This is a genomic window from Acaryochloris sp. 'Moss Beach', assembly GCF_021497025.1.
Classification (GTDB): domain Bacteria; phylum Cyanobacteriota; class Cyanobacteriia; order Thermosynechococcales; family Thermosynechococcaceae; genus Acaryochloris; species Acaryochloris marina_A.
The window spans coordinates 219,581-232,528 of record NZ_CP071719.1 but is presented as its reverse complement, the minus strand read 5'-3'; the positions used below and the strand labels follow the sequence as shown (position 1 = coordinate 232,528).

Sequence of the window (12,948 nt, the reverse complement as noted above, 5' to 3'; positions counted from 1 at the left end):
TGATGATTTGGTTTTACCTGAATCAGCCTTTGTTTAAGCCTAAGTGGTTCCTCAACCTCTTGATGTTTTCTCATACTGATGACAGAGAGCTGCTGGAACGTTGCTATATCAGGGAATGTGAAATTGAACAGCACAGAATGTTGTTAGAACGTTGTTGGCAATACTCTTGTGAGATTTTCTAGGGTCCACTATTAACCTCATTCACAACCCTCTACATCAATATAAATCGAGGAATAGACAAATGAGAGTTTGGATTCGTAGAGGTCTTTTCTTGTTGTTATTGATCAGTACCTTGGTGCTGCTGCTCGTTACCAATATGGGGAATGGGATAGGTTCATCTGCGATCGCAGAAGTGAGTATGACGCGAGAATCACAAGGTCAGATGCTCTATCAATCTCGACAACATCTACCCGATCAACAAGGTAATCATTGGTTGGTCGTAGCATCCAAACATGTGGGTTTTGCTAGCCCCCCTAGCATTGACCTGATGCTAGCTGGCTGCCCTGGCTTTGTAGATATCGATCATTCCCTGCCTCTTACCCTCATCATGTCTAAAGGAAAAACCGTGAAAGTGAAGAGCCTCCCAGAGTCTTTGTATACTGAAGTCCTCCCTGGCTCTAACGTTGCCCAATATAATCTCCAGCCCATCGTGCCTGAGTTAGACGCTGCTCTTGACCTGTTTATTCCGACAAAGGGGATGAAGTCCATTCAGGTTGAAGTCCCTACTCAAGTGGTGCAAGAGTGGCAAACGGTGGCAACTTGTGCAGATATCCTTTGTGAACCGCTCACGGACCCTGCCTTGCCCCACTAGTGGGGTTGGTTAAGGGCTTCAAAGCCTGACACGATATCCAGTAACTCTTCCGTAATTTTGGTTTGGCGTTGCTGTTGAAAAGCAGCTTGTAACTCCGTCAAATGTTCAGCAATATTGGTTTGAGCTAACTGCATTGAGGTTAAGCGACTGGCATTTTCACTCGCTAAGGACTCAGCGCAGGCTTGATATAGGGCAACAAAAAAATGCTGCCGGAATATGGCTGAGAATAATCGCTCACGGCTCAGAAAAACCATCGGGCGACAGCGAGTCGGCCAGGAGGAGGGGCGCTCAAGGTCGACTTCCAGGGGAAAGATCTGTTGTTGGTGAGGGGTACTGGTATGGCCGCTGATGGGATGATTATGGAACACCCAAATTTGGTCTACCTGGCACAGAGCACGCCATTTTTTAAGCTGGACAACAATCGTTTGTACCTTAGATGTAATTCCGTCAACCGAGGTCGGGACCGGAAGATATCGCTCGATGGCGTAACCTTGATCCATGATGCGATCGCAAATTCGGGCTCCCATTCCCAACAGAAGGGGTTGCTCTCCCTGAGAGGAGTGCTGTTCTAGGTGCTGAATCACCACCTCTGATAGCTGTTCATTAAAACGGCCACACATCCCCTGATCCGAGCCAAAAATCACCATTCCTAAGCGATGGTGAGCACTGGGTCTAACGTGAGTCAATGTATCAGGATAATTCATTCGGAGAATTTGTATCCCCATAGCCAAGGTTTGGCGATAGTGCTGGAGTGCATTGGCAGCCTGTTCATATTGACGGATATTGGCGGCTGCTAGAGCTTTCATCGTTTTAGCAACGGTTTGCAACTCCTGAGTGCTGGCGATTTTGCGCTTAAGGGTTTCTAGAGTTTGCATTATGTTGATGGCTAGCTAGGAAGGATGAAAGTTGGGTTTTCATGGAGATCATCATCAAAGGATTAGGCTCAGGGAATGTGTCAGGCTAGATTCAGCAATTACAACTCATTGTCTGGGTCCTTCGATATGCTGTTGGCGATCCAATTCAAAAGTACCTCCCGATCCGTTTCGCGCAACTGCCCTGCATTCTGGATGCGATCGCAAATATTCGGTAGCTCACGTCGTATCGCTTCTCCTATATGCTGTTCTGCTTGGGACACTTGCTCAATGGGCACGGGATCAAACTGTCCCTGAGTAACCGCTAGCATCACAGCAATTTGCTCCGCAACGGGCAACGGCTGAAACTGAGGTTGTTGCAGCACTTCACGCACTCGACGACCTCGCTCTAAAGATTGCTGAGTGGATTCTTCTAAACGGGTCCCAAACCGAGCAAAAGACTCCAATTCTTCAAATTGCGTGTAGGACAGTCGTAGATCCCCTGCAACGGTTCGGTAAGCAGGAAGCTGGGCTTTGCCCCCGACGCGGGAAACCGATTTGCCCACATCAACAGCAGGAAATATTCCCTTTTGGAACAGATCAGGGGTGAGATAGATTTGCCCATCTGTAATCGAGACTAAATTGGTGGGGATATAGGCCGATAGATTTTGAGCTTCCGTCTCCACAATGGGCAAAGCTGTTAGAGAGCCTCCCCCTAACTCAGGCCGCAGACACGTCGACCGCTCCAGCAGCCGAGCATGAATATAAAAAATATCACCTGGAAATGCTTCCCGTCCTGGCGGGCGGCGCAATAGCAGCGATAGCTCACGATAGGCACGGGCATGTTGAATCAGATCGTCATAAACAATCAACACATCTTGCCCTTGCTCCATAAAGTACTCTGCCATCGTGGTCGCAGCATAGGGGGTGATATATTGCAGGCCAGGTGAGGCTTCCCCCCCCTGCTACCACGACAATGCAGTAGTCCATCGCCCCCCGATTGCGAAGCTCAGCGATCAGCTTGGCCACAGCAGAACTGCGCTGACCAATGGCGCAATACACACAAATCACACCCTGATCTTTTTGGTTGAGGATAGTATCGATAGCAATCGCTGTTTTTCCCGTTTGGCGATCGCCCACAATTAGTTCTCGCTGTCCCCGACCAATGGGGATAAGGGAATCAATCGCCTTAATGCCTGTCTGAAGAGGCACGGTTACAGGAGCCCGGTCCATGATGGCAGGGGGCCTCCCGTTCAACGGGGCGTCGTTCACTTTCAGTCACTAATCCGCGTTGATCCAACGGGCGACCTGTTGCATCAACGACTCGGCCAAGCAACCCCTCTCCTACAGGGACATCTAGAACCCGGCCTGTTCGCTGGACTTCACACCCTGCCCTCAGAGAATGTCCATCATCCAGCAAAATCAAACCCACCTCATCCGGATCTAAATTAAAGGCCAGCCCCATCCGATCGCCGGGAAATCTGACTAACTCCTCAGATTGCACCTGTAAAAGACCAGTCGCTCGGGCAATACCATGGCCTAAATAAGTTACAGTTCCGATTTCTTGGCTCTGCAACTCGAATGGATACTGGCCTTCCACCTGATCAAATGCAGCAAAAATTTGATGCAGTACTGGCTTCAAAATGTCGAGTTTTGGGGCCTCCATGGTCTACCCCTGCTCAACTGATTCTTTTTCCATGCCATCCCATACCTGATTTAACTTCATCTCCAGCTGCTGAAGATATTGCTCTACCGTCCAAGCCAGCTTATATCCTGGAATCTTGAGTTCAATTCCACACATTAAGTCTGGAGCCGTCGTAAATTGGTACGCACTAGGGTCTACTCCACGGGCTTGCTTAAGGAGTACCTCAAGTATGCGATTTCTGCTTTCTTGAGGTATGGGAAATGTACTGGATATCATCAGTTTCTGTTCCCTGACGTTGGATAAAGCAACTCGTAACACCGCTTGTTCTGAAGCGGGTAGATGATTAAGACGAGTCAGAAAAGCTTCAATGATTTGCTGCTCTAAATCAGCATTCGCCAAATCTTGAAGGAGATACCGAACGGTGGTCGTTAACTGCTGTCCTGCCAACTTCTGTAGAGTCCCTAGAAATACTTGCCGCTCATGTTTGACTGCCTCTTTCCATTGAGCTTGTGTACTATCGACTTCGTCCCGAATTTGTTGCAACAACTGATGTCGATGCTCTTCTGCTGCTGCTTGCGCTTGGGTCAAAAACGAGGCTTGTCGATGTTCTAAAGATTGCTGCATCTGACGCCAACGCTCAGCTTCTTGCTGAGCAACTTCTTGCTGATGAGCAGCTTCCTTTAACTGCTGAGCAATCAGCCGTTCCCGCTTTTTCATTACTTGAGTGATCGGAGCATAGAGGAACCGTCTCAGTAAGGCCACTAGAATCAGAAAATTAATGATTTGGGCCACCACGGTGAGTGGATCAATCAACATGGCTATCCTCCATTTGTGCTGGCCTGCTCCACAACATAGGTCCAAAATGGATTGGCAAAAATCAGAATTAATGTAATCACAAAGCAGTAAATGGCCGTTGATTCTACCAATGCCATTCCCACAAAAAGCACTCTGGTGATGGTATTGGCTTCGTCGGGTTGCTGCGCCAGAGCACTTAATGCTTGGGATAAGGCTCGACCTTCCCCCAGCGCTGGGCCTATGGAGCCTATGGCAATGGTGAGTCCAGAGATCACAATCGAAGCCATGCCTACAAGGGCAATATTATCCATGGAAGACCTCACTGTCTGTTTGAGGGTTGTGTTGATCCACTTGACTCGCCGCTGCAATGAAAACCATGGCTAAAATGGCGAAAATATAGGCTTGAATCATGCCTGTTAAGAGCCCCAAGACCTGCATCATGACTGGGAAGAGTAAAGGAGCTACCGATAGTAGGATGCCAACGATCATTGTTCCACTCATGACATTGCCAAATAGGCGAACAGCTAGGGCCACAATTCTGGAGAAATCCCCAATGATATTGAACGGCAGCATAATGGGGTTAGGCTGCAAGTACTGCTGTAGGTAACCCCGCACTCCCTTCTTCCGAACGCCATAGAGGGGGACCGCGAAAAAGACACAGAGGGCAAGAGCCGTTGTGGTGGATAAAGACCCCGTCGGTGGTTGGTAACCGGGGATAACACTCAGCAGATTCGATAGGGCGATAAAGATAAACAAGGTGCCTATAAACGGTAAGTATGGGCCTGCAGGTTGGTCAATGATTTCCTGAATCTGATCTCTAATGCCCAACACAATTACCTCCAACAAGTTTTGTCCCCGCGAGATCTGAGTCGAGGCAGAGAGGTGTCGGGTCACTAACCATGAGCCAACCACCAGCACCTCCATGACTAGCCAGGTGAAGATCAGTGTCGCGTTGAGAGAGAACATCCCCCATTGCCAAAAAATGGTTTGATCTGGCGTTAGATGCATTACATTTGTGCTCCATTCCAAGTGATAACAACAATGAATTTTGAGTTTTGTAATACTGAGAGCACAGTATTTGAGCCTTTTAGCCAAAATTCTTTTCTATATAGAATTTTTTTTAATAAAGTCTTTGATTCAGAACTTATAAATCACAATTCACAACTTCTCTCCGCCTTTTCTTTATCTTCTGGGGTTGGGGAATAATGCTGCTAATCAAAACATTTCGAGCCCAAAGAAATCCCAGAAATGTAAGGAGTAGAGGTCCTAGTAGATGATCGCTCACTCCCTTCTGAAGGATGAGGTGAAACACACCTAGAACTGCCCCAAGACGGAGTATGAAACTACTCCACATCAGCAGGATGGGTTGAGTGGTTCGGTTAAACCGGAGAATCGTGATCCATAATCCACCGAAGTAAAGGAGTCCTAGTCCACTCCCCAAAATTAAGGAGGTGAATAGGGCGAGGGAATAACTATTCATGCTTCAGCCTCTTGTAGTTGGGGCCATTGCTTGAGTAATGGATATAGCAGCATCGGAGCGATGATACAGGTTGAGATCGCAACCAGCGTCATGCCAGTAAAAATCTGGGAAGAGACAGCCCAATCCCCCAATTCACGACCTCGCTGAAGAATCACCATGGTAATTTCAGCTCGAGGCATCATACTAATCCCTAGTAAAGTGGAACTGGAAACATCTCTTTGGCTCAAGAGCATCAAACCCCCAATACCGATGAGTTTGCCAAGCAAGGCTGCACTCAGGAGCAATAAACTCAAGCCTAGGGTGGTTGCTAGAGTTGAAACTTGAATCTGTAGGCCAATATGGATAAAAAAGAACGGAACAAAAAATTCGTAGAGAGTTCCGAAAGATGCATCAATTTTGACAGCGTGGGGATCACGGCTAAATGCCAGTCCTGCAAAGAAGGCCCCAACGGCAACTGAGAAACCTAAAAGCCCTGCTACAGCAGCAATAACGAAGCCTGTTCCTACAACCATCAACATCGGATCGGGGGCCGGTTCTATTCGCTCAAAAAATTGAGTTAAGGGCTGTTCAATATAGCGAAAAAAGATCAAGCAGAAGGTGCTAAAAATCATCACCTTTAAGCAAAAAGGGCCAATGATTGTTTCCAAAAGCGGCAGAAACTTAATTGCGGTTCCTTGCTGCCAGGAAGGAGCAAGTGAAAATAATAAAGACATCAGGATAATGGCCGCAATATCATCCATTTCCGCAATATCTAGTAGCAGCTCTCCATTCTTGGAATTAAGTGCTTGGGAATCTTGCCAAACGCTAATTGAAATCCCCACACTGGTTGCCACCAAGGCAATGCCAATAAATAGGCTGGCAACAAGAGATAAATTTAAGAAGAAATAGGCAGTGATAAACCCTATTGAACCACTACAGATCACATCACCGATGAGGAGCAAACAAGCTTGAGGTAACTGACGCAATAATCCAGTGAAATTGCATTCTAATCCCACGCGGAACAGTAGAGAAATAATGCCTAGCTCAGCTAAAAAACTAAAGATCTCCAACACCACCTCGGAGGCTAGAAAACCACGAACATCAAGAAGTTGTAAAATAAAACCAAGCAATAAATATCCCACTAAGGGAGGGATGCCCAACCGTTCGGCCCCTGCTTTAAAGAGGATAGCTAAAACAATTGTTGTCCCTACGAGTAAAACTAAATACAGGAGGATCGTTTCACTCATGATGACTTTCCTTTTTGATCCAATACCAGGCATTGAGGCAACCTAAAATCACCCCCACAACCAGCATGGTTAAGGTCCAAGAATAGCGGCTAGGGACATGATTATCTAGCCAAACCCCGATGGCAATCCCCAATAGCGTTGGAATTGCCACTGACCACCCCACTAACCCGAACAGTCCTAGACCAAACCAGACGCTCTTTTTCTGGTGTCGAGCCTTTAGTTTGCGGTTAACTTTATCCTTAACTTGATGTTGAAAACCATGCTTGTCCGCTTGGCCTAAGTCCTTCGGTAGTGGTGAATTCTCCATCCATAACTCCGTTTTTACAATCTACTGAAGTAACGTGCCAAGCTCGCTTCTAGCTGAGCAAGTGCAGATCGGGTGAGGCGCTCCTTCTCATCAATTTGACGGAAAATCTGATCAACTTGTTGTTTCAGACTGCCTAAATCAGTTCCCTGGACAGCATTGCGAGTGGAAATCCTAACCTCTGGACCACACTTCACTAAAATGCCTTCATCCACAGCCACAAAACATTCATTCCCCTGCTCAGTGATTAAGGAGACAATTCCAGGTACTAGGATTGCTAAGCAATCGATGTGATGGGGCAATAGACAAAATACACCTTGCTTAGACTCGGCTGTCACCTTCATCACTGGCTGTTCCATCAGGATTTCATGGGGCAAAAAAATCCTGATCTGTAGGTGTCCACTATTGGCCAATTTTCCTTGTCTCCCAGGCTTCACTCTCTTGACGTTTTAGCTCCGCCTCATCGACTGCACCAATCATGTAAAGTGCTTGTTCGGACAAATCAGAACATTCATCATGCAAAATGGCTTCACAACCTGTTAGGGTCTGATCAAGACTGACCATTTTTCCCGGAATGCCAGAAAATTGCTCCGTTGTGAAAAATGGCTGGGTCAGAAATCTCTCTAGCCGTCTTGCCCGATAAACAGTTTGGCGCTCGTTTTGGGCAAGTTCTTCCAAACCCAGCATGGCAATAATGTCTTTGAGGTCTTCATAATCAGCCAAGGTCTTACGCACCGCTTGTGCAACTTGATAATGGCGTTGACCGACAACACTAGGCGTCAACATTTTGGACCCTGACTGTAGCGGATCGACCGCTGGATACAATCCCTCACTCGTTCGCTTACGAGAGAGAACGATAGAAGCCGATAGATGAGAAAACGTATGGACGGCAGCGGGATCCGTCAGGTCATCAGCAGGAATATACACGGCCTGTACAGAGGTAATGGCCCCATGAGCCGTGCTGCATATTCGTTCTTCTAATTCTGCTAATTCCGTAGCTAGGGTGGGTTGGTAACCAACTCGTGAGGGTAACTGTCCCATCAGCCCAGACACTTCTGAACCCGCTTGGATAAAGCGGAAGACATTATCAATCATTAGAAGAACATCCCGATGGGCTTGGTCTCGAAAGTATTCGGCCATCGTCAAGGCTGCATGACCGATACGGAACCGAGACCCTGGAGGCTCATTCATTTGGCCGAACACCATCACTGTGTTGTCTAGCACTCCAGCAGCTTTCATCTCGCGGTAGAGTTCTTCCCCTTCTCGGGAACGTTCACCGATACCACAAAAAATACTGACACCGTCATAGTGGCTAACGATGTTATGAATCATTTCAGTAATCAGAACAGTTTTGCCCACACCAGCCCCACCAAACAACCCTGCTTTACTCCCTCTTTCAATCGGTGCCAGCAGATCAATAGCTTTAATCCCAGTGACCAAAATATCGGTCCCCGTGGTGCGTTGATGTAGAGGTACGGCCTGCGCATGGAGCGATCGCTTCATACCCTTTAAGGGACCCAGGCCATCAATTGGGTCTCCAAATACATTAAACACCCGGCCCAATAAATGATCTCCGACGGGCACCTGGAGTGGCTGTCCCGTATCGATCACTCGTGTCCCCCTTGCTAATCCCTGGGTAGGCGTGAGGGCAATTCCTCTAATGAGGTTAGCGCTTAAGTAAGTGAGTCCTTCAATTGCAATCTGAGCATGGGGACCCGCTCTCAATAAGTGGCGGAGGGGTGGCACTTCGTCGGAGAAGTGAACATCAACCACGCTACCCCTAATCGCGACAACCTTTCCCTGATAAGGAGAATAGGATGTTGCTACAGATATCGCTGGAGACTGAAGCATAGTCTACTACCTGCTATGTGTCCGATAGAAGAGAAGACACCATTGATTCGAGTTTTAGTGCTGAATCTTGAGGAAAATGTGAGGGCACCCGGAATGAATCAACGCTCCATGACATCGCATGACATCACCTCCTTACTTTCTGGTACTGGCCAGCATTTAAGGTTAGAGGGTAGCTTTCATCTGGGCTTCAACTTGGGCAATGGCCAACCGAGTTTTGAGTACCGTATCTGGGTTGAGGCTGATGGAATCAATCCCTTCCTCCACCAAGAACTGGGCAAACTCAGGATAGTCACTGGGGGCCTGACCACAGATACCAATTTTTCGACCTTTGGCCTTGGCAACGGTAATCACTTGCCGCACCAAATTCTTCACGGCCGTATTGCGCTCATCAAAGATATGGGCAACTAAGGCAGAGTCCCGATCTAGTCCTAGAGTGAGCTGGGTTAAGTCATTAGAGCCAATGGAGAAACCATCAAATACCTCTGCAAATTCCTCTGCCAGCACCACATTGCTAGGCACTTCGCACATCACATAAACCTGCAGACCATTCTCACCCCGTTTTAGACCATGTTGAGCCATTTCATCAAGAACCTGTTGGCCTTCTTCGGGGGTGCGACAGAAGGGAATCATGGGAATGAGATTCTGCAACCCCATATCATCGCGAACCCGTTTCAGGGCATGACATTCCAGAGCGTAGGCTTGGCGATAGTTGGGGTCGTAATAGCGAGAGGCCCCCCGCCAACCAATCATCGGGTTTTCTTCCGTCGGTTCAAACTGGCGACCCCCGATTAAATTGGCATATTCATTACTCTTAAAGTCGGACATGCGAACGATCACGGGATTAGGATAGAAAGCCGCCGCAATCATACCCACCCCTTGGGCCAGCCGATCGACAAAGAAATCAGGTTTGTAATCATAATCAGCGGTCAGTTGAGCAATCGCCAGCTTGGCCTCCATATCCGTTAACTCGTCATACTTCAGAAGTGCCAATGGATGAGTCTTAATTTGGTTGGCGATAATAAACTCCAATCGCGCTAGTCCTACCCCATCGCAGGGAATGGCCGCCAGCCCAAAGGCTTCATCAGGATTACCCACATTCATCAGAATTTGGGTTTGGGTGGGGGGTAGTTCATCTAAGGCGGTTTCTTCCACCACAAAGGGCAGCAGTCCGGGATAGACCTGCCCCGTTTCACCTTCGGCACAGGAAATGGTGATGTTCTGCCCCGTTTGCAAAACTTCGGTGGCGTTGCCACAACCGACAATGGCGGGAATACCCATCTCCCGAGCGATAATAGCTGCATGGCAGGTGCGTCCCCCTTGATTGGTGACAATGGCACTGGCCCTTTTCATAATCGGCTCCCAGTCGGGGTCTGTGCGGTTGGTTACCAAGACTTCACCAGCCTGGAATTCCTTAATCCCTTGGACCGAGGCAATCACCCGAGCTGCTCCCTGGCCAATGCGATCACCGACGGCTCGGCCCTGAATAAACGGTTTGGGTAAGGTATCCACTGTCATCCGATAGGAGGAGAGTCGATTTGCCACCTTCTGGGATTGAACGGTTTCTGGGCGGGCTTGGACAATAAATAGCTCCCCCGTTTGGCCGTCCTTGGCCCATTCGATATCCATGGGTGTGTCCACACCCCGAACCTGGGAATAGTGGTCTTCAATAATGCAAGCCCACTGGGCTAAGGTGAGGATTTCCTCATCACTGACGGAAAACTTAGCTCGGTCAGCCTCTGGAACGGCAATATTTTTGGTAAGTTTGCTGCCTCCCAGGTCGTAGATCATTTTGATCTCTTTACTGCCCAGATGTTTGTTCAAAATGGGACGAAAGCCGTCGCGCAAAGTCGGTTTAAAGACCAGAAATTCGTCAGGATTGACGGCACCTTGGACGACATTTTCCCCTAGACCATAGGCAGCGGTGACTAAGGCTGCATTCTTAAACCCAGTTTCCGTATCGATGGAAAACATTACTCCAGAAGAGGCCAGATCCGAGCGCACCATTTTTTGCACTCCCACGGATAGAGCCACCTCGAAATGGTCAAAGCCTTTGAGGGTACGATAGGAAATCGCCCGATCCGTGAAGATGGAGGCAAAGCATTTGTGGCAGGATTCCAAAACCTGCTTGACGCCATGGACATTTAGGTAGGTTTCCTGTTGTCCAGCAAAGCTCGCATCGGGCAGGTCTTCTGCCGTTGCACTGGAGCGCACGGCGACGTCGACGTTGTAGTGATAGGCTTGCAGTCGTTCTTGAGCTTTGGAGTCTTGTCCCTCTGGAGCGGTACTGCCCACACCATATTGTTCACACAGTTGACAATAGGCGGTGGAAATCGCTAATTCTAGATCCTTGGGGAAAGGAGTGTGGAGAATCAGCGATCGTGCTTGTCGTCCTCGCTGACGTAGATTATCGACATCCTCAACATCTAGATCGGCAAAAATCTGTCGTAGTTGGACCTCAATCCCTGCCTGTTGAATAAAATACCGATAGGCATAGGCTGTGGTGGCAAAGCCATTGGGCACATTCACGCCCAGGGGAACCAAATGCTGGATCATTTCACCTAGGGAAGCATTTTTGCCGCCAACCAGGGGAATATCCGCAATGCCCACCTCATCAAAACCTAAGATCAATACTTGCTTACGGCTGGTTTCCGAGAAAAGGCGGGGTTCTGTGTGAATCATGAATTTAAGCTCCAGGAATCTCGAATTTGGCTTGAGATAAAAGTGTGAATTAAAGGCGCTCTATCACTTACATCAGAATCTTTAAGGCGCTAACTATAGTTAGCGCTTGAATTGTGAAGATTTCCTGAGCTTCCGTCTTTAAAGCAGATATGAATTTTTATGGGACTATTTTAGTAGCTTCAATCTTGCTCTTGGATGGCCAAGGTAAAGTAAACGTCGGTGCCAATACCTAACTTCGATTCAATCCAAATCTTTCCTTGATGACGTTCAACGACTTTTTTACAGGTTGCAAGACCGATTCCTGTACCAGGATAGTTCTGGGGCATGAGTTGTTGAAAAGCTTGAAAAATATGGTCAAATTGCGATGACTCGATGCCAATACCGTTGTCATGCACTCCAAAACACCATTCTTGATCCTGACGTTCTACCGAAATCTTCAATTGACTCAACTCGTCCGGACGGTGAAATTTGATGGCATTACTAATCAAGTTCTGAAATAGTTGGGCCAATTGCACTTTATCGGCAAGAACCGTCGGCAGGTGATCGGCAGTGATGGTGGCTCTTTGCTTCGAAATCTCAACCTCTAAATCTGCCAGTACCTGATTTAAGACCATATTGCAGTCTGTTGATTCCAAGGTCATTGCCTTGCTGCCTACTTGACTGTAGGTCAGTAAATCCTCAATCAGTTCGTCCATGTGGGATGCTACGTCGACAATCCGACTCACTAACTTCATCCCTTCTTCACCAAGAGTTTGTTGGCATTTGAATCCCAACAGTTTTGCAAAGCCCAAAACACCCTGCAATGGCTGCCTTAAATCATGGGAGACGATGGATGTGAACTGTTCTAATGCTTGGTTAGAGCGCAATAATTCTTCATTTTGAGCAATTAACTTTTTGCGGAGACGAGTAATGGTCAGTTGATTTGCCACCCGTACTAAAACTTCCTCAGTTTGGAAGGGTTTCGTAATATAATCAACCCCTCCGACAGTAAAAGCTTTGATCTTGTCGGACGTATCGTCTAGGGCACTGAGGAAGATCACGGGGATATCGTAGGTTTTTACGTCAGTCTTCAACTGTTGACAGACCTCATAACCATCCATTTCTGGCATTTTGATATCCAGCAATACAAGATCTGGCGGATCTGTCTGGGCGACTGACAGCGCCATCGTTCCATTCGTGACTGCCCGAACTTCATACCCCTGATTCGTTAATGTATTGGATAACAAGCGAAGATTTTCTGGGGTATCATCTACAATCAAAATATCGCCTTTATACTCATCTTCAAGTGGGTTACTCATAACAACGT

Annotated in this window: 12 protein-coding genes and 1 pseudogene; 1 reads left to right on the top strand and 12 read right to left on the bottom strand. The window is 47.8% G+C overall.

Annotation, left to right across the window (positions count from 1 at the left end):
• Positions 1-271 precede the first annotated feature (271 nt).
• Positions 272-811 carry a DUF3122 domain-containing protein gene (locus HRE53_RS29590; RefSeq protein ID WP_235111819.1) on the top strand — a complete coding sequence of 180 codons (540 nt, stop codon included), beginning with the start codon at positions 272-274 and terminating at the stop codon, positions 809-811.
• Here HRE53_RS29590 and HRE53_RS29585 read toward each other — a convergent pair.
• The 12 genes and pseudogenes from HRE53_RS29585 to HRE53_RS29530 all read right to left on the bottom strand — a co-directional run bounded on the left by HRE53_RS29585 (position 808) and on the right by HRE53_RS29530 (position 12,940).
• On the bottom strand, positions 808-1,686 hold the full coding sequence (locus HRE53_RS29585) for a F0F1 ATP synthase subunit gamma (protein ID WP_212667085.1): 879 nt from the start codon (positions 1,684-1,686) through the stop codon (positions 808-810). The genes HRE53_RS29590 and HRE53_RS29585 overlap by 4 nt on opposite strands.
• A gap of 98 nt (positions 1,687-1,784) precedes the next feature.
• Positions 1,785-3,328 (bottom strand): annotated as a pseudogene (locus tag HRE53_RS29580) (alternate F1F0 ATPase, F1 subunit alpha).
• Positions 3,329-3,331: 3 nt separating this feature from the next.
• Positions 3,332-4,123, bottom strand: coding sequence for a F0F1 ATP synthase subunit B (locus tag HRE53_RS29575; protein WP_212667087.1), 792 nt, complete (start codon positions 4,121-4,123; stop codon positions 3,332-3,334).
• A gap of 2 nt (positions 4,124-4,125) precedes the next feature.
• Entirely contained in the window at positions 4,126-4,413 is a 288-nt protein-coding gene (locus tag HRE53_RS29570; RefSeq protein WP_010476590.1) for a F0F1 ATP synthase subunit C, read from the bottom strand.
• Entirely contained in the window at positions 4,406-5,110 is a 705-nt protein-coding gene (locus HRE53_RS29565) for a F0F1 ATP synthase subunit A (protein ID WP_212667088.1), read from the bottom strand. The genes HRE53_RS29570 and HRE53_RS29565 overlap by 8 nt, the downstream gene beginning before the upstream one ends.
• Before the next feature lie 136 nt (positions 5,111-5,246).
• A complete protein-coding gene (locus HRE53_RS29560; protein ID WP_212667089.1) occupies positions 5,247-5,582 on the bottom strand; it encodes an ATP synthase subunit I in 336 nt (111 codons plus the stop codon).
• Positions 5,579-6,808 carry a cation:proton antiporter gene (locus tag HRE53_RS29555; RefSeq protein ID WP_212667090.1) on the bottom strand — a complete coding sequence of 410 codons (1,230 nt, stop codon included), beginning with the start codon at positions 6,806-6,808 and terminating at the stop codon, positions 5,579-5,581. Before HRE53_RS29555 ends, HRE53_RS29560 begins: the two co-directional genes overlap by 4 nt.
• Positions 6,801-7,115, bottom strand: a complete 315-nt coding sequence (locus tag HRE53_RS29550) for an AtpZ/AtpI family protein (RefSeq protein WP_212667091.1) — start codon at positions 7,113-7,115, stop codon at positions 6,801-6,803. Before HRE53_RS29550 ends, HRE53_RS29555 begins: the two co-directional genes overlap by 8 nt.
• 14 nt (positions 7,116-7,129) lie before the next feature.
• A complete protein-coding gene (locus tag HRE53_RS29545) occupies positions 7,130-7,525 on the bottom strand; it encodes a F0F1 ATP synthase subunit epsilon (RefSeq protein WP_212667092.1) in 396 nt (131 codons plus the stop codon).
• Entirely contained in the window at positions 7,515-8,963 is a 1,449-nt protein-coding gene (gene atpD / locus HRE53_RS29540; RefSeq protein ID WP_212667093.1) for a F0F1 ATP synthase subunit beta, read from the bottom strand. Before atpD ends, HRE53_RS29545 begins: the two co-directional genes overlap by 11 nt.
• Before the next feature lie 162 nt (positions 8,964-9,125).
• Entirely contained in the window at positions 9,126-11,642 is a 2,517-nt protein-coding gene (gene ppsA / locus HRE53_RS29535) for a phosphoenolpyruvate synthase (protein ID WP_235111816.1), read from the bottom strand.
• Positions 11,643-11,821: 179 nt separating this feature from the next.
• Complete coding sequence (locus HRE53_RS29530; protein ID WP_212667095.1) at positions 11,822-12,940, bottom strand: response regulator; 1,119 nt, start codon at positions 12,938-12,940, stop codon at positions 11,822-11,824.
• Between the last annotated feature and the right edge of the window lie 8 nt (positions 12,941-12,948).